General features: G+C 55.3%; 17 protein-coding genes and 1 pseudogene. 13 read left to right on the top strand and 5 right to left on the bottom strand.

Annotated features, from left to right (window positions below):
* Positions 1 to 387: 387 nt before the first annotated feature.
* From K7H09_RS08325 to K7H09_RS08310, 4 genes are all read left to right on the top strand, one after another.
* Positions 388 to 1,371: a LysR family transcriptional regulator gene (locus K7H09_RS08325; protein WP_009286012.1), complete on the top strand. Its 984-nt coding sequence runs from the start codon at positions 388 to 390 to the stop codon at positions 1,369 to 1,371.
* Between the two features lie 36 nt (positions 1,372 to 1,407).
* Entirely contained in the window at positions 1,408 to 2,391 is a 984-nt protein-coding gene (locus K7H09_RS08320) for a TRAP transporter substrate-binding protein (protein ID WP_027957166.1), read from the top strand.
* 168 nt (positions 2,392 to 2,559) lie between these two features.
* Positions 2,560 to 3,123: a TRAP transporter small permease gene (locus K7H09_RS08315; protein WP_041158785.1), complete on the top strand. Its 564-nt coding sequence runs from the start codon at positions 2,560 to 2,562 to the stop codon at positions 3,121 to 3,123.
* A gap of 110 nt (positions 3,124 to 3,233) precedes the next feature.
* On the top strand, positions 3,234 to 4,538 hold the full coding sequence (locus K7H09_RS08310; RefSeq protein WP_009286009.1) for a TRAP transporter large permease: 1,305 nt from the start codon (positions 3,234 to 3,236) through the stop codon (positions 4,536 to 4,538).
* Between the two features lie 89 nt (positions 4,539 to 4,627).
* Here K7H09_RS08310 and K7H09_RS08305 read toward each other — a convergent pair whose 3' ends face one another.
* Positions 4,628 to 5,710 carry an HDOD domain-containing protein gene (locus K7H09_RS08305; RefSeq protein WP_230804376.1) on the bottom strand — a complete coding sequence of 361 codons (1,083 nt, stop codon included), beginning with the start codon at positions 5,708 to 5,710 and terminating at the stop codon, positions 4,628 to 4,630.
* 196 nt (positions 5,711 to 5,906) lie between these two features.
* On the opposite strand from K7H09_RS08305, the gene K7H09_RS08300 reads away from it, so the two are divergent.
* The 9 genes from K7H09_RS08300 (at position 5,907) to K7H09_RS08260 (ending at position 17,061) form a co-directional block, all read left to right on the top strand.
* Complete coding sequence (locus K7H09_RS08300; RefSeq protein WP_039857934.1) at positions 5,907 to 8,582, top strand: bifunctional diguanylate cyclase/phosphodiesterase; 2,676 nt, start codon at positions 5,907 to 5,909, stop codon at positions 8,580 to 8,582.
* Between the two features lie 102 nt (positions 8,583 to 8,684).
* A complete protein-coding gene (locus tag K7H09_RS08295; protein WP_022521550.1) occupies positions 8,685 to 9,410 on the top strand; it encodes an HAD family hydrolase in 726 nt (241 codons plus the stop codon).
* Positions 9,403 to 10,113, top strand: a complete 711-nt coding sequence (locus K7H09_RS08290) for a UTRA domain-containing protein (RefSeq protein ID WP_022521551.1) — start codon at positions 9,403 to 9,405, stop codon at positions 10,111 to 10,113. The genes K7H09_RS08295 and K7H09_RS08290 overlap by 8 nt, the downstream gene beginning before the upstream one ends.
* Before the next feature lie 119 nt (positions 10,114 to 10,232).
* A complete protein-coding gene (locus K7H09_RS08285) occupies positions 10,233 to 11,267 on the top strand; it encodes a putative 2-aminoethylphosphonate ABC transporter substrate-binding protein (protein WP_230804374.1) in 1,035 nt (344 codons plus the stop codon).
* Positions 11,268 to 11,313: 46 nt separating this feature from the next.
* The gene (locus K7H09_RS08280) at positions 11,314 to 12,438 is read left to right on the top strand and encodes a putative 2-aminoethylphosphonate ABC transporter ATP-binding protein (RefSeq protein WP_161462876.1); all 1,125 of its coding nucleotides are present in this window, start codon (positions 11,314 to 11,316) and stop codon (positions 12,436 to 12,438) included.
* Positions 12,435 to 14,129 (top strand): putative 2-aminoethylphosphonate ABC transporter permease subunit, encoded by a 1,695-nt coding sequence (locus K7H09_RS08275; RefSeq protein WP_161462875.1) that lies wholly within the window; start codon positions 12,435 to 12,437, stop codon positions 14,127 to 14,129. Before K7H09_RS08280 ends, K7H09_RS08275 begins: the two co-directional genes overlap by 4 nt.
* 63 nt (positions 14,130 to 14,192) lie before the next feature.
* Positions 14,193 to 15,353, top strand: coding sequence for a 2-aminoethylphosphonate--pyruvate transaminase (locus K7H09_RS08270; protein ID WP_161462874.1), 1,161 nt, complete (start codon positions 14,193 to 14,195; stop codon positions 15,351 to 15,353).
* Positions 15,353 to 16,171 carry a phosphonoacetaldehyde hydrolase gene (gene phnX / locus K7H09_RS08265; RefSeq protein ID WP_027957158.1) on the top strand — a complete coding sequence of 273 codons (819 nt, stop codon included), beginning with the start codon at positions 15,353 to 15,355 and terminating at the stop codon, positions 16,169 to 16,171. The genes K7H09_RS08270 and phnX overlap by 1 nt, the downstream gene beginning before the upstream one ends.
* Complete coding sequence (locus K7H09_RS08260; RefSeq protein WP_230804372.1) at positions 16,168 to 17,061, top strand: EamA family transporter; 894 nt, start codon at positions 16,168 to 16,170, stop codon at positions 17,059 to 17,061. Before phnX ends, K7H09_RS08260 begins: the two co-directional genes overlap by 4 nt.
* 100 nt (positions 17,062 to 17,161) lie before the next feature.
* On the opposite strand, the gene K7H09_RS08255 is transcribed toward K7H09_RS08260, so the two are convergent.
* From K7H09_RS08255 to K7H09_RS08240, 4 genes and pseudogenes are all read right to left on the bottom strand, one after another.
* The gene (locus tag K7H09_RS08255) at positions 17,162 to 17,923 is read right to left on the bottom strand and encodes a hypothetical protein (protein WP_141440539.1); all 762 of its coding nucleotides are present in this window, start codon (positions 17,921 to 17,923) and stop codon (positions 17,162 to 17,164) included.
* Between the two features lie 869 nt (positions 17,924 to 18,792).
* Positions 18,793 to 19,059, bottom strand: a complete 267-nt coding sequence (locus K7H09_RS08250; protein WP_141440540.1) for a hypothetical protein — start codon at positions 19,057 to 19,059, stop codon at positions 18,793 to 18,795.
* 9 nt (positions 19,060 to 19,068) lie between these two features.
* Entirely contained in the window at positions 19,069 to 22,647 is a 3,579-nt protein-coding gene (locus tag K7H09_RS08245; RefSeq protein ID WP_230804455.1) for an RHS repeat-associated core domain-containing protein, read from the bottom strand.
* A 75-nt stretch (positions 22,648 to 22,722) separates the two neighbouring features.
* Positions 22,723 to 23,747 (bottom strand): annotated as a pseudogene (locus K7H09_RS08240) (type VI secretion system Vgr family protein); the annotation flags it as partial.

Below are 23,747 nucleotides of genomic sequence, written 5' to 3'. Positions count from 1 at the left end.
CTCCTATGTCGATGCAGTGGGTGCGCTTGATTGATTAGCGCTGAATTGTAGTCCACCACCAATATATGAACATGGCTTGCCCAGTGCCAATCGTTTTTGACGATACTAACTATCGGGTGCTTCTATCATATTGTTATTTATTGGAAAAAGGGTTGACGCTTGGGCACGATACGCTTATCACATTAGGAGCGGGGCGTGATAATAACGTTGGTGACATAGCGCTGCTGGGATTGGTCTTAAAGTTGCATAGTGGTCTTAAAGTTGCGTAGTGGTCTTCAAGTTGCATAGCTATCAGGTCGTCATGAGCCGTAGCACTCCGCCGGTCTCTTTGCGTATCAGCACAGCAGTGTTTTTACTCCAGTAAGTCATATTTGTAGGCGAGTCACTATGCTCGATTTTAAAGAACTTGAGGCGTTCGTATGGGCAGTGAGGCTCGGCTCCTTCCGTAAGGCGGCGACCCGCCTGCACCTTACTCAGCCCTCTGTTTCTGAGCGTATTTCACGCTTGGAAACCACGGTAGGAGAGTTGCTGCTGGAGCGTGCCGCCAGGCCTATTCAGCCTACTATGCGGGGCCGCGAGTTCTTTGTGCACGCTGAGCGGATGCTGCACCAGCGTGATGAAGCGATGAAGCTTTTCGATGACGAAGAGGCGTTTTCTGCACCATTGCGGCTCGGCACGATTGAAACCATCGCCCATAGCTGGTTTCCCGAATTTATGCGCCGTTTAACCGAGCGGTATCCGCGTTTGACCATTGAACTGACGGTCGATTACTCGCCGGTGCTCAATGAGCGGCTACTGGGCAACGAACTGGATATTGTATTGGCGATGAATGGCTATTCACCGCAAAAGCAGATCGAGTACGAGTCCTTGAGCCCTTATGAAATGGGCATGTTTGTCTCTCCGCGGCACGTCAAGCAACTGGGCGAAAGTGCCGACACTTGGGGCAAGCAGTTGCCGTTTATTTCATTTGGTAAGCAGGCTCGTCCCTATGCAGAGTTAGTGAGTTATTTGGCAGAGCAGGGAATCGCTAATCCTCGTATCCATAGCGTCAGCACACTAATGACCATTGTACGAATGACCACCGAAGGGTTGGGGATTGGCGCGCTGCCTGTCGCCACTGTGCTGGATGAGTGGCAGCGAGGGGAGCTCTACCGTCTCTCGCTACCGGTGCCGTTACCGGCCATGCACTATGATGTGATATGGCGCAACGCTAACCACCCGCGCTTTTGTCGTGGCGTGGCACGCTTGGCTCAGCAGTGTGCCTGCAGCTATGCTCAGGCGCGCCGTGCCGATATGACAACAACACTTTTCTCCGGGCGCTGGGTTACTGCCAGTGCCTCCTCTGGTACCACCGAAGCAACACACTATTAGCACCATACTATTAATAGAAATAAGAGGGTTCTTATGATGCGCAAGACAATAACGACTTCATTGCTCCTGGCGACCGCCTGCGGTTTAACGGTGACGGCTCATGCCGCGGAATGGACCATGGCCACGCCTTACGGTGATGCCAGCTTTCATACCCAAAACAACAAGCAGTTCGCTGAGGACGTGGCCGAAGCTACCGATGGCGAGTTAACCATTACCGTACATAGCGGCGGCTCGTTGGTATCGCATGGTGAAATCAAGCCGTCGGTTCGCCGTGGCACGATTGATGCGGGTGAAGTATTCCTCTCCGTTCTTTCCAACGATGATCCCATTTTCGAAGTGGATACACTGCCTGGTGTGGCCGGCAGCTATGACGACGCCTACGCGCTGTGGGAAGCCACCAAGCCGATGATCACCGAGCTGTTTGCCTATGAAGGGTTGATTCCGCTCTACGCCGTCGCTTGGCCTGCGCAAGGTATCTATACCTCTGAACCTCTTACTGACCCTGAGCAGTTTGAAGGCTTGCGCGTTCGTGCACCTAACATCAATACCCAGCGCTTTGTCGATAACCTTGGCGGTAGCCCCACCGAAACCGAAGAGTCTGATATACCCACTGCGTTTAGCACTGGCCGTGTGGATGCCATGATCACCTCAAGCTCTACCGGTAACTCCATGGCGGCGTGGGATTACGTGACTGATTACACCGACGCTAACCTATGGCTGCCAAAAAATATCGTCTTCATTAGCCAACGTAGTTTTGATGGCCTGGATGAAGCGACTCAGGACGCTCTGATGGAAGCCGCCGCTGAGGCTGAAAAACGTGGTTGGGAGATGAGCCGCGAAGATAATCAGGCGAGCTTAGAAGCTCTGCAAGAGAACGGTATCTCTGTTTCAGAGCCTAACGAAGCTGTTTCAGAGGCACTCCAGGCAGCCGGTGACAAACTGTTTGAAGATTGGCAGTCGCGTGCTGACGACGAAGCCAAACAGGCACTGGAATCCTATCGCGAGCAGCGCGACAGCTAAGCGCTATTTAGCCTAAACACGGTTTAAGCTAAATACTTTTTAACTAGGCTCTATCGTGATGGTTTCCGCAGGGGCGGTGATTTTGGCGCTGCCCCTGCTTTTGCTACGCGCTTTTCCTAAGTACGTTTTCTAAGTACGTTTTCCCGCGTGCTTCGTGAGGCTGCGAACATGACGTTTAAATTCGACAAGCTCTATCGCCTGGGTGCTTGGGGTGCGGCGGCCTGCATGGTTGCCATTTGCACGCTGATAGCGCTTCAGGTGGCCTTCCGCCTGGTAGACGCCCTGCTGGTGCTCGTGGGGCTGAGCCGCCTGGGCATGAGTATTACCGGCGTTTCGGAAATCGCTTCTTATCTATTGGTGGGGGCGACCTTTCTGGGGTTGGCCTACACCTTTGTGCATCACGCCCATATTCGCGTGACGCTGTTGATTACCCGGCTACCACCGGCAATTCGTGTGTGGTTTGAAGTGTTTTGCCTCATCATCGCCCTGGCGATCAGCCTAATGCTCAGTTACGGCCTCATTGGGTTGGCGAGGGAGAGCGTGCAATACAACGATGTCTCTTCAGGCTTTGTGTCGATTCCGCTCTGGATCCCCCAGCTTGTGCTCGCGACCAGCGTAGGGCTGCTCTGTTTGGCGCTGGCTGAAGCCCTGTTTATGGCGCTACGGATTGCCATTCGCGATCCTGCGAGTTTTCGTGAAGCGACTGCCCCAGATGAAAGCGAGGGCCACTAAATGGTGACGATAGCTATGTCTTGGTTGAGTACGTCGTCTGTGTTGAGTACGCAGCGGTTAACGGGACCACTGTTAACACTGCTTCTGCCGTTTAAATTGGAGAGATCCTTGTGCTGCTACTAAGTCTCGCCACCATTTTCACCCTCGTGGTTCTGCTAGGGAGCGGGGTGTGGATCGCCTTTGCGCTAATCGGCACTGCCTGGATAGCGCTAGAGTTCTTCAGCTCTTTCTCGCCGGGCGCTATTTTAGCCTCCGATTTTTGGGGCGCCAGCTACGGTTGGGATCTCACCGCGCTACCGATGTTTATCTGGATGGGGGAAATTCTGTTTCGCTCTGGGCTTGCGGACAATATGTTTCGTGGCCTGTCGCCCTGGCTGAACCGCCTGCCGGGACGTTTACTGCATACCAATATTATTGGTAGCGGCATGTTTGCGGCGGTGTGCGGCTCTTCGGCGGCCACCTGTGCCACGGTGGGTAAAATGACCCTGCCAGAGCTCGAGCGGCGGGGTTACGACAGCAATATGGCGATTGGCACCTTGGCCAGCGCCTCCACTTTGGGACTTTTGATTCCACCCTCCATTGTGCTCATCGTTTACGGTGTGGTCACCGAACAGTCGATCTCCAGGCTGTTTATGGCCGGTATTGGCCCGGGACTGATGATCCTGGCCATGTTTATGAGCTACCTCATTTTGTGGGCGTTGCTCAAGGGCAACCGTGAAGGGCTTACCGGCGAAGATGAATCCGGTATGAGCTTTGCTGAAAAGCTGCGCAATACCTGGTCGCTGGTACCTATTCTGCTGTTGATCGGCGGGATTATCTTTTCGATCTATGGCGGGTTAGCGTCGCCTACTGAGGCCGCGGCAGTCGGTGTGGTATTGTCAATCGTGATTGCGCGCTTTAACGGTCACTTTGATCGCGACATTTTTAAAAGCTCGCTGTTTGCCGCCGTGCGTACCGCCTGCATGATCGCTTTTATTATTGCCGGTGCGTCGTTTTTAACCTCGGCCATGGGCTTTACCCAGGTGCCCATGAAGCTGGCGCAGGCGATTGGTGAGATGGGGCTTTCACCTACCATGCTGCTGATTGCGCTTACCTTGCTGCTGCTGGTGATGGGCTGTTTTCTCGACGGTATCTCGCTGATCCTGCTAGTCACCGCGATTATCATGCCGCTGGTGAGCGCCGCTGGGTTCGACCTGATCTGGTTCGGTATTTATCTGGTCGTGGTGGTCGAGATGTCCCAGATTACCCCACCGGTGGGCTTCAACCTGTTCGTGATTCAGGGGCTAACCGGTAAAGATATTCTGACCATTACCAAAGCCACGCTGCCGTTCTTTCTTCTCATGCTGTTGGCGATTGCCTTAATGCACATCTTTCCGGGTATCGCTCTCTATCTACCTGAGGCAATGACTCGGTGAGGTGCTTATAAAAGAAAGACGGTTAAGCATGAAGTAGAGAAAACGCCCTGGCCGGAACGCCTGATGGCATGCATGTTCTGGCCAGAGGTTTAAGATTTAGCGCGGGATTGGGGGTTAAGTTTTTTGAAAGCAATGTTTTTGTTGAATCCATCCGGGTCGCTGTACCCTTTACGCAACATCGTTAATGCTTTGTGTTGGGCTTCTCTACGGCTATTGAGTATAAGCGTATGATTTAGCAAGAGCTGCTGAGCATTTTCAAGCAGCTCTTTGGGATCAATAGCCGCGGGGGTGTCAATCATCAGCGTTTTAGCGATCAACTCCATTTTGGGCTGAACTTCTTGTAGAACGCTTTTAAATGAGAGAGAGGGCACATCCGCTGTCGTGCTTATATCGGCTATCAGGGCGGCCAGCTGTTCTTCAGGAGCTTTTGATAGGCAGGCATCCGCCGTGGGGCCGGATAGACGAACACACATATCCATTAAGCTATCGCTTTGATAGCAGGCGTGACTAAAACGTATGGTGTTGACCATCGCCGATGGGAGCCCCCATTTGGCTGCCAGCCATGCCCCAATAACGGTGTGGTCACCACCAAAGTAACGCTGCTCCTCCTCAATAAGCTGGGTATGGGAGATAGCACTATCACTATAGAGTTCGTCTGCTTGCTCGGGGTAAGTCGCACTCAGTGCCAATATGCCAATATCCTGTAGCAGCGCTGCTGTAAACGCATTACCTGCCTGTTTAGGGCACGCTTGTTCAGCAAGTTGGCGCGCTATCAGCGCAGACATGATAGACCGTCGCCAAATATGAGTATGCTGCGGCCCTTTACTGGGGTGCTGAAAAAGGTTAAAGCTCAACACGACCGTTAACGTTGCATCTAGCCCTAGTCGCTGGATAGCCTCCAGGCATGTTTGTGTCGGATTGGCGGAGCGGGTGTGGTGGACGCTATTGGCGAGAGATATTAACCGAGTGGTCAATGCTGGATCGTGTTCAATGGTGTCTGCAACATCGTTGATAGTCGCTTTTGACGATTGCGTTAATCTGAGGATGCGTAATGCGATTGAGGGAAGCGAAGGTAAGCGTTGGCACTTGAGGAAATCGCTGATCAGAAAACCAGGCAGTGCTTCAGTTAGCATTCCATACAGTGCTTCATCCTTGGTCGATGTATTAGTCACGTTATCTCCTGCGCACTTTGTAGCGTAGCCGCCAGCCATTATGAGGCGATACCTAATTTTACCATATATCCAGCTACTGTTGACGTTGTTATAGTTGGAAAAGAGCGGTTTGTGCTTTGTAGGCCGCTATATATACTTTATGAGGTTAGTGGCAGGCGCCCAAGCCGCTTCAGAATTAAAAAAAGTGAGTGCAACAATGCACACAAAGAACGACGCGGCCGATATATTCCGCCAATTGGCAGAAGGCGTAGGGCACAGTGGGAGCCCGCGTTTTTATGCAACGTTGGTGGAACGTTTAGCGACGATACTAGGCGTTGATCATGTGTTAGTCGCCGATGTAACTCAATTGCATCGGGCTGAGACGTTGGCCGTTTGGTCAAATGGCAACTTGCTGAGCAATGTTACTTACACGCTGACCGGTACCCCTTGCGAGACTGTGTTAGGACGCGAAATCTGCCTTTATGACCATGATGTTCAGTCACGCTTTCCTGACGATAAACTGCTTTGTGAACTGGGTGCCGAGAGTTATTTGGGGCGGGCGCTCTATGCGGCGGATGGTTCGCTAGTTGGTTTGTTAGCGGTACTCAAAAACGCCCCCATGCAGTTGGACGATCTAGCCAATGAGATATTGCAAATCGCCGCCGCCCAGGCGGGTGCAGAGCTGTGCCGACAAAAAGCAGAGCAGGCATTAAGAAAGAGCGAAGAGGTCGCGCGGGAAAGTGAACGCCGTTTGGATACGCTGCTCAACCATCTGCCGGGCATGGCCTATCGCTGCCTGAATGACCGCAATTGGACTATGCAACTGGTGAGCCAAGGGGCCGAAACGCTGACCGGGTACCGGCCTGACGAATTACAGGGTAATCGGCTGATCAGTTTTGCTGCCCTGATTCATCCTGATGACCAGGACAAGGTCTTCCATGAGGTACAGTCGGCCATTGCCAACAGATGCCCTTACCGTGTGATCTACCAGCTGCGCCATCGCGACGGTGGTTATCGGTGGATGTGGGAGCAAGGCCAGGCCGTCATAGATGAGGCGGGCGAAATCGTATGCTTGGAAGGGTTTATCTCGGATGTGACCGACCAGCAAGAGTCGCAGCGGGTGCAAAACGCTGTGGTTCAAGTGGCTTCTACGGTCACGACCCAAGTCGGGGATGGTTATTTTCAGCAGTTGATTGTGACCTTGGTCAAGGTGCTGGAAGCCGATGCAGGCTTTATTGCGTTGCTGCATACTTCACCCCAGGGCGATGAAAATGTCTATGGGCAGGCGACGACTGTCAGCATGGTGGTTGATGGGGCTCAGCGAGAACAGCACACCTTTGCGCTGCGAGGCTCGCCCAGCGAGCAGGTAGTGTTGGAGCGTGAAGCAGTCATGCATGATGGTTCGCCGCTGTTATTACCAGGCACACTGCTACCCACAAGAGCATGGATTGGGCGGCGTTTGGATAATGCCAACGGCGAGGCCATTGGCGTGATGATGGTATTTTATCGACAGCCGCTGACCACCAATGCGTTCGCCACCTCTGTGCTGCAAATTCTTTCGACCGGTGCTGCAGCAGAGCTTGAGCGTCGGCGCGACCATCGGCACATGCACCAGTTAGCCTATACCGACAGTACCACCGGTTTACCTAACCGCGTCCGTTTTATGGAGTTGCTAGCGCAAATGTGGCAAGAAGCCCAGCAAGGCGAGCATGGGCTTTCACTGCTGTTATTGGATATCCGCCGTTTTAAAGAGGTCAACGATCTGCACGGTCACCAAGTGGGCGATCAACTGCTGGTGACAGTGGCTGATCGTTTAGCGAAGATCAGCCACTCATACGGCTCGTTGGCGCGTTTGTCAGGGGATGAATTTGCCCTGCTGGTGGCCGATACCACCCCTCGTGACATTGGCAGCCTTGTGGAGCAGCTTCGCTTAGTGGTTAAGCCGCCGCTTCATCTGGAGCGGCGTGTCTTTCACCTCGATGTCAGCATCGGTTTTGCTCATTATCCGCAGCATGTGAGCGAGGCGGGCGAACTATTTAACGCTGCCAGCATTGCTCTCCACCACGCCAAGCGGCGCGAAAATAGTATCTGCCCCTACTCCCAAACGATGCGCCACGCGCTACATCGACGCCAACAGATGACCGAGCGACTCAGCGCGGCAATTACTGAACACAAGTTAGAACTCTACTTTCAGCCCCAGGTGAACCTTACCAGTGGTCAGTTGACTGGTGCAGAAGCCCTGTGCCGCTGGCACGATGCCGAGTGGGGCTGGGTGAGCCCCGGCGAGTTTATTCCCCTGGCTGAAGAGCGCGGTTTGATTCGTGCCTTGGGAGACTGGGTGCTGGAAGAGTCCGCAAGGCAGCTACTGGCATGGCGTGAACAGCCTGAGGGTGGGCTGCCAGGGAGGCTATCGATCAATATTTCCGCCCAACAGTTTGCCGATCCTGAGCTTACCCACCACATTGCGCAACTCACCGCCGGCGTTTCGTCGAGCGCTATCGCCCTGGAGCTCACTGAAAGTGATTTTATGCGCGACCCAGATCAGGCCGTTGAGATCACCCACGCCATGCGACAAGCGGGCTATGCTCTCTCTATCGATGATTTCGGCACCGGCTATTCTTCGCTTTCCTACCTACGGCGCTTCGCTGCCGACGCACTGAAAATTGATATTTCCTTTGTGCGTGAAATGCTCGAAAACAAAAATGACCGCACCATTGTTCAGGCCATCATCGCCATGGCAAAAGCGCTAGAGATGAAAACCGTGGCGGAAGGCGTTGAAACGCGCGACCAAGCGAATTTGCTTGCCGCAATGGGTTGCAATGAGGCACAAGGGTACTGGTTTGGCCGCCCGCTGCCTGCCGATGAGTTTGCGACGCAGTGGTTAACTACTTAGTCTTCTAGTTTGCTCATCGTCGTCTTCTATTAGCGTCATCGTCCTGTCATCACCTTTGGCATACCCTACGCGCCGCCAACCCGCGATGAAAGGAGTGCTCCCATGCGCCTGGCCCTGTTTGATCTTGACGACACCCTCCTGGACGGAGACTGCAGCGACCGCTGGAATTTATGGATGATAGAGCAAGGCTGGATCAGCGATGCCGAAGCGTTTATGGCGCGGGCGGAGAAAATGCACCAGGCCTATCACGCGGGGAAGCTAAAGCTTGAAGAGTATTTGGCCATGACCCTAGCACCGCTGCGAGGGCGCAGAGTGAGAGATGTGCAAAAAGAAGTCGAGCGCTTTGTTGCCACGCACCTGCAACCGCGTATTTTTGAACAAGCTTGGGCCTGTCTGGAAGCGCACCGCCAGGCAGGCGATACCCTGGTACTGATTTCCGCCTCGTCACGGCATCTGGTCGAGCCGATAGCGACCACTCTGGGTATTGAACACGTGCTGGCGGTAGAGCTAAGCGTGGAGCACGGCATCAATGAAGACGCGCGCTATACTGGCGGCAGCGAGGGTATTTTTTCTTATCGTGGCGGTAAGGTGCTGCGCTTAAAACAGTGGTTGGCCGAGCAGCAGTTCACCCCTAGCCACACTACTTTCTACTCAGACTCCCGCAACGACCTCCCGCTGTTGCAGTACGTGGATTGCCCTGTAGCGGTCAATCCCGATCCAGTACTCGCTGAGGTGGCTAGCGTTGAAGGTTGGCGGCGCTTAGACTGGCGGGCGCCCTCAAGCGCTTCGTCACCTAATGCTCTGCCAGGAAAATCGGCGCATGTCTGATGCCTACTATCTAAAGTTAACCGAACAGCTTCGTACCTTGATCGACCAAAATGCTGCCCTGTGGGAAGGCAAGCTTCCCGCAGAGCGGTCATTGGCCGAGCGTTTTGCCACCACTCGTGTGACCCTGCGCCAAGCGCTTTCACAGTTGGAAATGGAGGGCTTAATCCACCGCAGCAACCGGCGCGGCTGGTTTATTTCTCCTGCCCGTTTAGTTTACGACCCCACCCGTGACGCGGGCTTTAACGACTATGTACGTGCACAGGGGCGGCAGCCACGCACGGCAGTATTGAAGCTGGAAACCCGTGCCCATCTGCCTGCCGCGCGGGCACTGAATCTGCCGGATGACCAGCCGTTTCAGCATATTCGCCGCCGCCGCTACGTGGATGACCGCGCGGTGCTGGTGGAGTCGCTGTGGGTGGTGCCCGAGCGTGCCCCAGAGTTGCTAGATATCTATAGTGGGCAATCGCTTTGGGGGCTGTTGCGCGAGCGCTGGGGGCACTACCTGGCCAATCGCTCTATTCGCATGGTCTCAGAAGCGCTTTCGCCAATGGATGCCGAAGAGCTATTCGTTGCGCCCGGCACTGCCGGGTTAAATATTAACCGTGCCATTTTAGACGACCAGCAGCGCCCTATTGAGTTTGATGAAGAGCACTGGCTGCACGATTCGCTGTGTATCAGTGTGGAGCTATCCGGTCAGCGCTAGCGGAAACGACCTAGTCGTGGTCATCATCAGTTAAAAAAACGGTCAAACAAGCGTCATCGCAGTGTCATTTAAAGCCTGCAGACTTCTGGTCTATACCAATTAGCCAGGAGCCCACCATCATGATGTCACGCCGTTTATTCCCCTCCACCTTGCTTGCAGGTGCCGCAGCCGTTGCACTTGCTTCAAACGCCCAGGCCACTGAATTAACCGTGTATACCGCCGTTGAGTCAGATGACCTGCAAAAATACGCCGAACGCTTCAGCGCGGCGCACCCGGATATCGAGATTAACTGGGTGCGCGACTCCACCGGCGTGATTACCGCCCGCCTGCTGGCCGAGAAAGACAATCCCCAGGCTGACGTGATCTGGGGCCTGGCCGCTACCAGCCTGCTGGTGTTGGAAGAGGAGGGCATGCTGGAGCGCTACGCTCCCGCTGGCGTTGAGAATCTCGACCCCAAATTTGTCGATGTGGCCTATCGTGATGGTGAAGACCCAGCTTGGGTGGGTATGGACGCCTGGGTCGCTGCTATTTGCTACAACACCATTGAGGGCGAGCGCCAGGGCGTGCCGATGCCGACCTCTTGGGAAGACCTTACCCAGCCTGAGTTTGAAGGCCATGTGATCATGCCTAACCCCAACTCGTCGGGTACCGGCTACCTGGATGTAGCCAGCTGGCTGCAGCTATGGGAAGAGGATCAGGGTTGGGATTATATGGATCGCCTACATAACAACATTGCCCGTTACACCCATTCGGGCTCCGCCCCTTGTAGCCTGGCGGCTACCGGTGAAACTGTAGTGGGTGTGTCATTTGCCTTCCGCGGTGCGCGCTTGAAATCCCAGGGTGCGCCTATTGAAGTTATCTTCCCTGAAGAAGGGCTGGGCTGGGATATGGAAGCCGCCGCTATTGTGGCCGGTACCGACAAGCAGGAAGCCGCGCAAACGCTGATGGATTGGGCAATCTCCCGTGAAGCCAACGAACTGTATAACGAAGGCTATGCGGTGGTGGCTTACCCAGGTGTGGCACAGCCGATTGAAAACTACCCTTCCGATATTACTGATCGAATGATCGACGCCGATTTCCAGTGGGCTGCCGTCAATCGTGAACGCGTGCTAGCCGAATGGCAGCGTCGCTACGATGGTAAAACCGAACAATAAGCCGCGATCAGTTGCCCCGGCCGGTTTGCCGGGGCTTGGAGAGGTTATGCACACGACAATGACATCGCTGCTGGCGGCCGACACACCAACGGTGATGACTCCCACTACTCCCCATTTAACCATTGAAGCAGTCACTAAGAGTTTTGGTAGTTTTACCGCGCTGGATGGTATTTCCCTAACCATAAACGAGGGCGAATTTGTCTGCTTTTTGGGCCCCTCCGGATGCGGCAAAACCACCCTGTTACGCACGATTGCAGGGCTGACCCAGCAAACGACGGGCACGCTTATTCAGCGTGACAAGGATATCTCCACGCTGCCCACCCAGGCGCGGGATTTCGGCATTGTGTTCCAGTCCTATGCGCTGTTTCCCAACCTCACGGTGTTCAACAACGTGGCCTATGGGTTGCGCAACCGGCGGGTAGAGCGGTCACGCATCCAAGCACGGGTGGGTGAGCTGCTCGCGCTGGTGAACTTGACGGGCAGCGAAAACAAGTACCCGGCGGCGCTTTCCGGCGGGCAGCAACAGCGCGTGGCGCTGGCGCGGGCATTGGCCACCGAGCCTGGCCTGCTGCTGCTGGACGAGCCGCTTTCGGCGTTGGACGCCCGGGTGCGGGGCCACCTGCGCAGCCAGATTAAAGCCCTGCAGGCGCGCCTAGGGGTGACGACCATCATGGTGACCCACGATCAGGAAGAGGCGCTCACCATGGCCGACCGCATCGTGGTGATGAACCACGGCGTGATCGAGCAAGTGGGCACCCCAGCCGAGATCTACCACCAGCCTGCCAGCGCCTTTGTGGCCTCGTTTATCGGCAGCATGAACTTCCTGGAAGTGACCGCCCAGGGCGATAACCAAGCGCTGCTGGGCACCACGCCCTGCGCCTGCCTGCCGCACTCATTGGAAATGGGCCAAGCCGCCCAACTGGCCATTCGGCCCGAAGCAGTGGCACTTAGCCGTCAAGCGGGAGCGCTGAATGGTGAGGTGATAGGCATCGAATTTTTAGGGCCCTTTCAGCGGGTCACACTGCGCCTAACGGACGCTAACCAAACGCTAATTACCGATGTGCCTAGTCGCGATAGTACCGACCTAAACCTTTACCAGGGGCAGGTTCTAGGCATTCACCTGCCCACCGAAGCCGCCCGTCTTTACCCCGCCGGGAGTAGCCAGCAATGATGGCCGAGAGCTTTGTAAAATCGGCGACCAAGCCATCGCTAGAGTCGCTGATCCGCTTGTTGGCGTTACTCGCTGGCGTTGCACTGCTGGTGGTGGGGCTGCTGTTCCCACTCGTGACTATGCTGATCAAGAGCCTGCAAGACCGCGCCGGCGACTTTATCGGCCTGGCCAACTTTGCCCACTACTTTCAAACCCCGGCGCTGGTCAATTCGATTGCCAACTCATTGCGGGTGGCGCTGATGACCACCATTGTTGTGGTTGGATTAGCGTTTTTATGCGCCTACGGGATTACCCGAACCTGCATGCCGGGCAAGCGGCTGTTTCGCATGTTGGCGATTCTGCCCATTCTGGCGCCATCGCTACTGCCCGCGATTAGCTTGGTCTATCTGTTTGGCAATCAGGGGTTTCTGCGCGATTTACTGGCAGGCCACTCGATTTATGGGCCAATTGGCATTGTCATGGGCATGTGCTTTTGGATATTTCCCCATGCGCTAATGCTGCTGACCACCGCGCTGACCAATAGCGATGCGCGGCTCTACGAAGCGGCCGAAGCGCTGGGAACCCCTAAGTGGCGTACGTTTTTGACTATTACGTTGCCCGGTGTGCGCTACGGGCTGATTTCTTGCCTTTTTGTGGTGTTTACCCTGGCGATTACTGACTTCGGCGTGCCTAAAATTATCGGTGGTCAGTTCAGCGTATTGGCCACCGACGTCTACCGCCAAGTGGTAGGGCAGCAGAACTTTCAGATGGGCGCGGTAGTCAGCGTGATTCTGCTGCTGCCCGCGGTGCTCTCGTTTATCGTTGACCGCTGGATACAGCGGCGCCAAGTGGCGCAACTCTCGGCACGGGCCGTGCCGTGGCAGCCTAGCCCCAGCCCGCTGCGGGATTGGATATTTACACTGCTGTGCTACGCGGTGGCGGGGGCCATTGTGCTGGTGATCGGCACAGCGGTGTATGCGTCGCTGGTGCAGTTCTGGCCCTACAACTTATCGATAACCTTTGAGCATTATACCTTCCAAGGCATGGCCGATGGTGGTTGGGGGGCGTGGTTTAACTCGCTCAAGTTAGCGTTTAGCGTGGCCTTGGTGGGCACGTTAGTGATCTTCTTTAACGCCTGGCTAATCGAAAAGAGTGAAGGCTTTCGTCCGCTGCGCCAAGGGCTGCACTTTATGGCCATGCTGCCCATGGCGGTGCCTGGCATGGTGCTGGGGCTTGCCTATATCTTCTTTTTCAATCAGGCGGGCAACCCGTTTAACTGGCTGTACGGCACTTTGATGATTCTGGTGCTCAACACGTTGGTGCACTTTTATACGGTGTGTCACCTCACCTCGGTAACCGCGCTTAAACAGCTCGACCCTGAGTTTGAAGCCGTCGGGGCCTCACTGAAAGTACCGTTTTGGACAACCTTCTGCCGGGTAACGCTGCCGGTGTCGCTGCCCGCGGTACTGGATATATCGGTTTACCTGTTCGTCAATGCGATGACCACGGTATCGGCAGTTGTGTTCCTCTATAACAGTGACACGCGGCTGGCCTCGGTGGCGGTGCTGCACCTGGATGAAGCGGGCTACTTCGCCAGCGCTGCGGCCATGGCGGTGCTGATTTTCCTTACCTCGCTGGTGGTGAAGCTGCTCCACACCGCACTCACCCATGTTTTATTAAATAACGCCCAGCGCTGGCGCCATGCGTGCTAGCTGACACCTAGACAGCCGCTGTGCTTACTATTAAAGTGTTTTAAAAATCTGGTATATACCAAAATGACCGATAACGTGAGCAAGGACATAAAAGACCCCTATTTACTAACCCCCGGGCCGCTGACTACTTCCCATGCGACCAAAGCCGCCATGCTGCGTGATTGGGGCTCCTGGGATGACGACTTTAACCAAGTGACTGCCGGCATTCGCACCCAGCTGCTTGCCATGGCCGAGGCAGCAAGCGACGAGTACGCCTGCGTGCCTATGCAGGGCAGCGGCACCTTTGCTGTTGAGAGTGCGCTGGCTTGCGCCACTGATCCCAACGGTAAAGTACTGGTGCTGATGAATGGTGCTTACGGCAAGCGAGCCGGCCAACTGCTGGATACCATAGGGCGCGTCTATATCACCTTGGATAAAGGCGACTATCTGCCACCCCAGCCCAATGAGGTGGCGGCGCTGCTGGAGCAATATCCTGATATTACAGCGGTATTTTTAGTGCACTGTGAAACCAGCTCGGGCATTTTGAACCCGTTAGAGGCGATTGCAGAGGTGGTGAACGCTCATGGTAAAACGCTCATCGTCGATGCGATGAGTTCCTTTGGCGGCGTACCCATCAGCCTCGCGAAAACACCCATCAATGTGCTGGTTTCCTCTGCCAACAAGTGCATCGAGGGCGTGCCTGGATTTGGTTTTGTGATTATTCGCAAAGCGCTGCTTGAAGCAGGAAAGGGGCGCGCCCACTCACTGAGCCTGGATCTGCACGACCAGTGGTCGTATATGGAACGCACTGGTCAGTGGCGCTTTACGCCGCCCACTCACACCGTGGTGGCCTTTCAGGCCGCACTTGCCCAGCACCGGGAAGAAGGCGGTGTGCCAGGGCGCTGCGCGCGCTATACCCGCAATCGTGATGCGCTGGTAAAAGGCATGCGAGCGCTAGGCTTCAGCACGCTGTTAGAAGACGAATGGCTATCGCCGATCATCACTACCTTCTTAAGCCCAACCGATCCAGCGTTTGAGTTTAACGCTTTCTACGCGGCGCTAAAGGCGCGCGGGTTTTTGATCTATCCCGGCAAGTTGACTGAAGTGGAGAGTTTTCGTATCGGCTGCATTGGTCAGCTAGGCACCACGGTGATCGCGGAACTGCTAAGCGCCATTCAAAACACACTTGCCGAGATGGGCGTTAGCCTTTTTCCAGGCCTATCTCCACAATCAGGGAGCGCCTAATGCAGTATCAATCTCCCCAATGCTTGCAAGCGGTTATCTGTGACTGGGCAGGCACGCTGGTCGACTTTGGCTCCTTTGCGCCTACCCAGATCTTCGTCGAAGCGTTTGCTGAGCTGGGCGTGGCGATTAGCCTGGAAGAAGCTCGCGGCCCCATGGGTATGGGTAAGTGGGATCATATTCGGACACTCTGCAACCATCCGGACATCGCCGAACGCTTTGTTCAGGCGGTAGGCCACGCGCCTTCTGATGACGATGTAACGGCGCTTTATGAGCGCTTTATGCCGCTGCAGATTGCCAAAATTGCCGACCACTCGGCGGTGATTCCCGGCGCGCTCGACACCTTAACTACGCTGCGCGCCCAGGGGCTGAAAATCGGTTCCTGCTCTGGCTACCCGGCGGTGGTGATGGAAAAAGTCGTCGCTTTGGCTGCGGATAACGGCCTGCAAGTCGATCACGTAGTGGCGACGGATGAGGTGCCCAATGGCCGTCCGTATCCTGCTCAGGCGCTGGCCAATGTGATTGCGTTAGGCATCAGCGATGTGGCAGCGTGTATTAAAGTGGACGACACCACGCCGGGCATTCTTGAAGGGCGCAGCGCGGGGATGTGGACAGTGGCGCTTACCTGCTCGGGCAATGCGCTGGGGCTAACCTATGCGCAATATCAAGCGTTGAGTGATGCCGAGCGCCACGCCGCCCACGAGCGGGTGGCCGCGCAGTTTGCCCCCTCAGCACCGCACTATTGCATTGAGACTATTGCCGAGCTACCCAGCGTTGTCGAAGCCATCAATGCCCGCCTTCGCCGTGGAGAGCGTCCTTGAGCCCAGCCGCGCTTGCTCTAGTGCTGGTCTCGGTATGTATGCACGCCGGATGGAATGTGTTGGGCAAACGCAATGCGCCGTCGTTAGCCTCTTTTACCCTGGCTTACGGCGCGGGTGGCGCGGTGATGCTGCCGCTGGTGTTGATTGGGCCGTCACTCACTGCATTACCAAGTGCATTCTGGGGCTGGCTGGCGCTTTCGGGATTATGCCAAATGCTCTACATGGGCGGCTTAGCCTGGGCCTACGCGAGAGGGGACGTTAGCGTACTCTACCCCATTGCCCGGGCATTGCCGGTAGTGTTAGTGCCGCTGGTATCCATTGTGCTGTTGGGTAGTCGGGTGCTGGATCGCTGGGACAGCCTTGGCATGGTGCTAGTCGTGGCAGGCGCACTCTGCCTGCCGCTTAGCCATCCGCAGGCGCGCAGGGTATCCACCTATCTCACCCCGGCCATGGGGTTTGCGCTACTAGCGGCAGCAGGCACCGTTGGCTACTCGCTGATCGACAAGCAGGCCCTCGGGCTAATGCAGGGGGCAGGGCACAGCGGGTTAACCGCCGGGGCGGTGTTTATGGTGCTGCAAGCGCTGATGACACTAACCTGGTCGGTACCGCTACTGGCATTGCTACCGGCAGAGCGCCGCCGCCTGCCTGCACTCCGCCAGCAGGGGCTGACCATGCTGGTCGTTACCGGGCTGATGATGACTTGCACCTATGGCCTGGTATTAATCGCCATGGCGCTTACCGACGAGGTGAGTTATGTGGTGGCGCTGCGCCAGCTCTCCATTCCAGTGGGGGTGCTAATGGGTGTGCTATGGCTGAAGGAGCCCGCATCCAGGGCAAAAGCCATCGGTACGCTGGTGATGTTGGCGGGGCTGGTGCTGGTGGCGCTTTAGGCCATTACGCTGGCGGCGCTATTGGCACTGCCAGCGTGAGGTGATCTAGCCGGCCATCGTCGTTGTTTTCGGCTGCCAGCGGATTGTCAGGTCTTCGATGCTATTGGGCATCCCCAGCCGATTCCGCTTGGGGGCTGACAGTTGGTTGATAAGCATTGGAATATAAGATGGTTAGAATAATCGCAGTGAATACATATATAAACGTGTTCACTAGTGGGGTTATCAAAGCAAAAGATATCAGGCTAAAGAATTGACCGCCAATCAAGCTGGAAAAAAGTCCAATGCAATATTCAAAAATAAATAGCAGAGCGATTAATAAGGCAAGTGAAAAGAATAGTGGCCATTGGCAATTTTTAGTCATGCTCAAAGATTCTCTCAATGATATGCTTCTGTCAATTGCTACACCTACAAAAATAAGCGAGAGCCTTAATGTAAAAAATAAAGTCACTAAGAAGAAAGTCAAGGGAATAACGCCCATTAAGACGTTATACATGATTAGAGTTAAAGAAGCTCCGATAAACATGCTTGGTATTATCCATAAAGCCAAGAATCCAATGCTGTACAAAAGATATTTTATTTCGCGCTTTTTGAATTTCAATTTAAAAGGCTCTGGCTGTTCGTCGAGTAAAATTGTCCGTGTTGTATTTATTGAGATGATCGTCAGAATGGCCATGTCAGCAACAAAGAAAAGTATATATAAAAGTGAGCTGGCACTGCCATATGAAAATCCTGTATAAGCTGATCCGTAGCGTACCAATTGAAGCAAGATATACAAAATTAAAGGCAAGATGACGCCTTTTGATATAGCGCTACGATATTGGTTAATAAGATACAGTGAGCCGAGGGTGAATTTTGCAAACATGCAATTTCCTTAGTGTTTAAGATGTTGTCTAAAAGATAAGTCCCGAAAAATCAAGGCCACACTGTCGATAAAGGTTGTCACGAGAGATTTTTCTTTTCGGTCAACAGATGTTTTGAATGTTTTATGAAAATAAGTGATTGATTTTACTATCGTTGATGCTTTGGATGCTGTGCTTATTAGTTGAATTAAGGCGTTGAAGATTTTTGCTCATATCCTTCGCCACAAGTCCTTATCCGAAAAATAAGCGAACCCTAGTGTCAATGATATGAATATTTTTTGGATTTCAGAGAATGCAGTTACCAATGGTGTTGCTACGAAATAACCCCCTACTAAGCCTTCTATAACCCATAGTATCATGCTAATAAGAAGCACATTACGGAAAAAACGTGGCTTAAAACACATTCCTAGAATGCCTATGATCTCAACTATCATAATTATTATATTTAAGTTTCTCAAGCTTTCATAATCAATAATTGAAAAATAACCTTGCCAGTCAAGTAGTCGGATATGCTCATCTGGCATGAGTTCAGCCATCTTCCAGCCAAAGTAATTCAGAGTAAGAGTGCTGAGAAATGAGGCAGCTATCAACGATCTGAAAAGAGAGCTTCTAATCATGTAAACCTAACCTTTAGTTATGATGTCACAGATATTTGCGTCATCGTTAGAGTTTTGCGTCTCATGTCTGTCAATTTCTCTGAGAGCTCTCTGAAGGTCAATAATTAATGTGTTATCCACATCATCCTCATGCTCTAATAGTCTATCGAGTGTTTCATAATAGAACATATTGTCTAAATACCTTCCTGAGAGAGCAAAGGATGAAACAAAAAACAATAAAAAAACAAGAGATGTTACTGTTATTCTAATGATTATCATTCTTGCCACCGTATAACTTTTCTTTTGCCTAGCTCATCTATTTCATTTTGTATTAATTCAATAGCAAACGCTGGGTTGTCAGGAAGAAGTTTTTCGATTTCACTGCATACTTTCTCACGTTTATTTTTAGCATTTTCTTCAATTTGCGCTTTGTGCACTTTAAATGACTCCTGTGCTTGGGAGGATGTCGTCAAATATGATGCCGCCAGACCTAATAGCAAAGCTATTAATGCCGGGATTAGTATGACTTTAGTTATTGTCACGATTTTCTCCTACTTAACCCTTGATCTATGAAGGGTGTAGCGATGAGGGCGAACTACACTCTCAGTACATTCTAATCCTTCAGGCATATCATCAGGTACCGGTGGATAGGGCTCTTGATCCAAAGGAATCAATTGCGGGTAACTATCATCTAAGTACTCAATTTCCCCTTCCCCTGCGTCATTGTCATAGGTGGCTTTAGTGCACATCATATGGTCATCCGGTAAACAGTCACCATAGGTTGCACATTTTAATTCTTCTAAAAAACCTCCCAAATAACCCCAATGCGTTTCTTTATCAGCAGTATCAGGCATCCTCTGTGAGCTATTAGGGGAAGGTTGCGTACTTGAGAGTCTCCCTCTCAACCCCCACGGATCCACCATCCCCGTCGGATTCGTCACATACCCATACAAATTCGTGCCGCCGTTAAGACCAATCGGATCCTGGCTAATATACCGCCCCTGCTGCGGGTCATAATAACGGTGGCGGTTGTAGTAGAGGCCACTTTCTTCGTCGTGCCATTGGCCCTGGAACCGGATCGGCTGGGTGAGGTTGCGCACGGCGCGTTGGTTTTTGACTGCCGCCCAGTCGTCCGGTTCGGCGAGCCAGCGGGGGTGGCCGTTGGGGGTAACTAACTGCATGGGCGTACCCAATGCGTCGGTGATATAGGCGCTGAGTATTTGGCCTTGTTCAGTATCATCAATACGCAGCATGGGCACAAAACTGCCCGGCTCGTAGACCACCGTAGTGCGCTGGTTGTCCGTTTCTTCGCGGACGATGCGATCACCGTCCCAGCCGTAGTAGGTGGTGGCGGTGGTGCCGTTGGGGTGGCGCACGTTTTTGCTGATGCGTCTTCCCAGGCCGTCGTAGCGGTAGGTGACTTCGCGGGTCGCCCCCAGCTCACTGGCGTGGATCAGGTGCACTAAGCGGTTGGCGCCGTCGTAGCCAAGCGTTAGGCGTTCGCCGTTGGGCTGTTGGCGTTCGACCAGGTTACCGGCACCGTCGTAGCGGTAGCGGGTACCGTTTAACTGCCCCAGGCGATTATCAGAAAGGGCCTGTTGGCCTTCTAACCGGTTACCGGCCGCGTCCACGCTATAGCGGTGGGCGTGGTCGCCGTGCTGGCTGCCGATCAAGCGCCCGGCAGCGTCGTAACTGTAGGCGATGACTTTTTCTGCTGGATCACCTTGCAGGCTGCGGAAGCTCATACGGCCCAGGGCGTCGTATTGGTAGCTCTGCTGGCTGGTGGTGTCCGGGCTGCGTAGGGTGAGGTGATCCAGCTGGCCCAGGTTCGTATACCCGCGCTCCAGCACCAGCGGTTGATTGTGCGCATTGGCACCGGTGCTGAGTCGGCGCTGGGTTTCCCGGTGCAGGGCATCGGGTTCCAGGGCGATCTCAAGATCCAGGCCGGGGGCGCTCATGCCGTGCAGGTGGCCGCTGCCATAGGTATGCCAGTTTAGTGCGGGGAGATCCCCAAACTGGCTGGCCTGGGGCGCGCCGGTAGCCGTGAGGCTGTGCTGGTGCTGCCACTGCCAGCCGCTATCGGCATGTTGCTGCTGTTCGCCGATTAAGCGTTGGGCGTGGTCGTAGTTAAAACTGACCTCACCGTGGTCGTTGGTGACGCTGAGTAGCTGGCCATTCGTACCCCACTGGTACTGCTCCGTGCTGGCCGGGGCGTGCTCGGTCGCGGGTAGATGGCGGGCGGTGAGGCGACCGGCTTGGTCATAGTCGTAGCGGGTAACCAGCGGCTGGCCGTCGGGGCCAGGGCGGTTGGCTTCGACACGTTCGATCAAGCGCCCGGCGTCATCGTAGCGATACTGCTGCTCCCGGCCATCGGGGCCGGTCTCGCTGGCGAGGCGATCCATCTCGTCGTAAGTAAAGCGGTACATCGCGCCGTTGCCCAGAGTCAGCTCGCTGAGGCGGCCCACGTCGTCATAGGCGGTGAACTGCTGGCTGCCGTCGGCCTCGATGCGTTGCACCGGGCGGCCGTGGTCATCAAAGAAGAACTGCTGACGAAACCCTTGCGGGCCTTCCAGCTCCACCTGCCGCCCAAGAGCATCCACATGGTGGTGCCAGTGGGTGCCGTCCGGCAGTTGCGTGGCGAGTCGTCGACCCATCTCGTCGTGCTGGGTGCGGGTGGTCTCGTTCAGCGCATTGGTGACGCTGGCCAGGTAGCCGTGGCAGTCATAGCTATACGTGGTGCGCTTCTGTGAGCAGTCGATCTGGGCGGTGATCTGGCCCAGGGCGTTCCACTCGCGCTGGTGGGTGGCCCTGCCTGCATCGGTAATTGTCGTAGGGCGATCAGGCAAAGCATCGTGTTCGTAGGCGAAGGCGATAGTGCCTTCCGGCCCGGTGACTTCCACTGGAAGCCCCTGTTCGTTGCGCGTTATTTGCCACGTTTGATCCTCAGGCCCTTCGATACTCACCGGCTGGCCCAGGGGATCGCGCTCAATCGCCCAGCGGGTGCCGTCCGGGCCGGTCTGTGCAATCACTTGCCCATGCTCATCCCGTTCGATCAGCGTCTCGTGGCCCAGCGGATCCACCGTCGCTACCTTGAGACCGGCACGGTCGTAACGAAACTCGATGCGCGAACCGTCGGCGCGGGTATGGGCTGTCCAGCGGCGGCCGGGGCCACTGCCCACAAAGTGGTAGCGCTCCTCCCGACCCAGGCTGTCGGTGACCAGGGTGTGATCTACTTGGTAGCTGTACGTCCGCGCTAAACCTCCGGCTTCCTGCTGGCCGACCACCCGGCCATCCGGGGCGTGGCGATCCCAGGTGTAGTGGGCTTCCATGCCCCCGGGTACCCGGTGGGCGGTGAGCATATGGTCTTGCCACTCAAACTCGCGCACCACCTCGCCGTGGCGGTGGCGCACCGCAATCAAATCCCCGACGGGGCTATAGGAGTAGCGTACCAGCCACTCGTCCGCTGACTCACCGTCGTGCTCTTGCACCAGCTTAACGCCGGTTAGGCGCTGCCCGGCATCGTCGGGCTGGGCAGGAAGCAGGCTGTCGTAAACGAATTGATAGTGACGCTGGGCGCTGTCGATCACCGTGACCAGCAGACCACCTTCCCAGTGGTACTGGGTGGCATAGCCGTTGCGGTCGCGCTCTTCGATTAAGGGCCAGCGAGCAGCGTTATCTTTTGAGCTATCACCTGAAGGCGTATCCGAGGTTGCCGCCACGTCTGCTGGATGGGCAAACACATAGTAAAGCCCGCTGGCATCGCTAAGAACAATACGTTCGGGATCCTGGCGCAGCGCCTCATCCAACACTTGCCAGCGAGGCGCGTTACTTTCTTCATCGGCTGAAGCACCCCCACGGCGTATCCATAGCTGCTCGGTGGGCGAGAAGCGTGCTTGGCCGGGGGCCAGTGCGCCAAAGGTAATCGCACGGCCCTGGGCATCGTGGACAATACAGGCGTCATCGTTAAGGGTGAGGGCGAGACTTTCGCCGGGTACCGACCAGCCCTGACCGAGTACCCCAATCCGCCCGTTGCTGGAGAGATAGCCACGGCTAAACACAAACGGCCGTGGCGCGGGTAGCGCAAAATCGGTCTCGGCGGGCAGCAGCTTGGCGCCCAGCAGCGGGTTCACCGGGCTACCCACCGCGGGTTGGCAGGCACTGCAGTCGTCGGCCAGGCCATCGGTGATGTCGATATCGTCTAACGCTAGCGGGGTCGCGGCGGCAATCTCACTGCTCAGCAGCGGTGCCTGGTGCGGCTCGAGGGTGACGTCCTCGCTCTCCTCAGGCTCGGCTTCCCCGGGTAAGCGGGGCAGTACAATGGCGTGGCCCTGGCCGCGCCCGGGGCTACCGCCGGAGTTGATCTTGACCTGGGGGCCGACAATGGTCACCCCGCCGGGGTCGAGCTTGATAAAGCTGCCGCCCGCCTTCAGGGTGATCTCGCTGCCTGCTTCCAGGACGATCTGGCTGCCCGCTTTGTGGTGCAGCTCGCGGCCGGTCTCGACCAGTTGGGCTTCACCGTACACCTCATGGCGGGTCTGATCGACCTGGAGGTGGTCATCGCCCTTGATCTGGGTGTAGCGCTTGCCGTGTACGGTGAGATGATCGTCGTTATGGATTTCGCTCAAGCGGTTGCGGTGCAGCTTAAGGTGGCTGTCCCGGCGGATCTCCTCGGTGCGGTCGTTAAGCGTCAGTAGCTCCAGGTCTTTTTGGGCATGCAGCCAGATCTGCTCCTGGTCGGTGGCGTCCTCGAAGCGCAGTTCGTTAAAGCCTTCCGACTTATGGCTCTGGGTACGGATCACCGTGCGGGTCTTGTTGGCCGGGAGCGGATAAGGCGGGGTATTCACCGCATGATAGGTGCGCCCGGTGACCAGCGGTTGATCGGGATCGCCCTCTAAAAACGAGACAATGACCTCATGGCCGATACGAGGGATCGCCATGCTGCCGTAGCCACCCCCGGCCCAACCCTGGGCCACCCGTATCCAACAGCTGGCGGTCTCATCAGGATCAGCATAACGATCCCAGGGGAACTGTACCTTGACCCGGCCGTGCTCGTCGCAGTAGATCTCTTCGCCTTCCGGCCCCACCACAAAGGCGACCTGGGGGCCATCGACCCGCGGCTTGGGGTTGGGCACCGGGCGGAAGGTCTGACCCTTCGGCATTATCACCACGTCATTGTGGTAACGGGTCATCAGCTCGCCCGACTGGGCACTGCTCCCGTTATTTCCCCGGG

Source organism: Halomonas sp. IOP_14 (genome assembly GCF_021021315.1).
Classification (GTDB): Bacteria; Pseudomonadota; Gammaproteobacteria; order Pseudomonadales; family Halomonadaceae; genus Vreelandella; species Vreelandella titanicae.
Note: the sequence above shows the minus strand (reverse complement) of the source record. Positions and strands in the feature narration are given on the sequence as shown.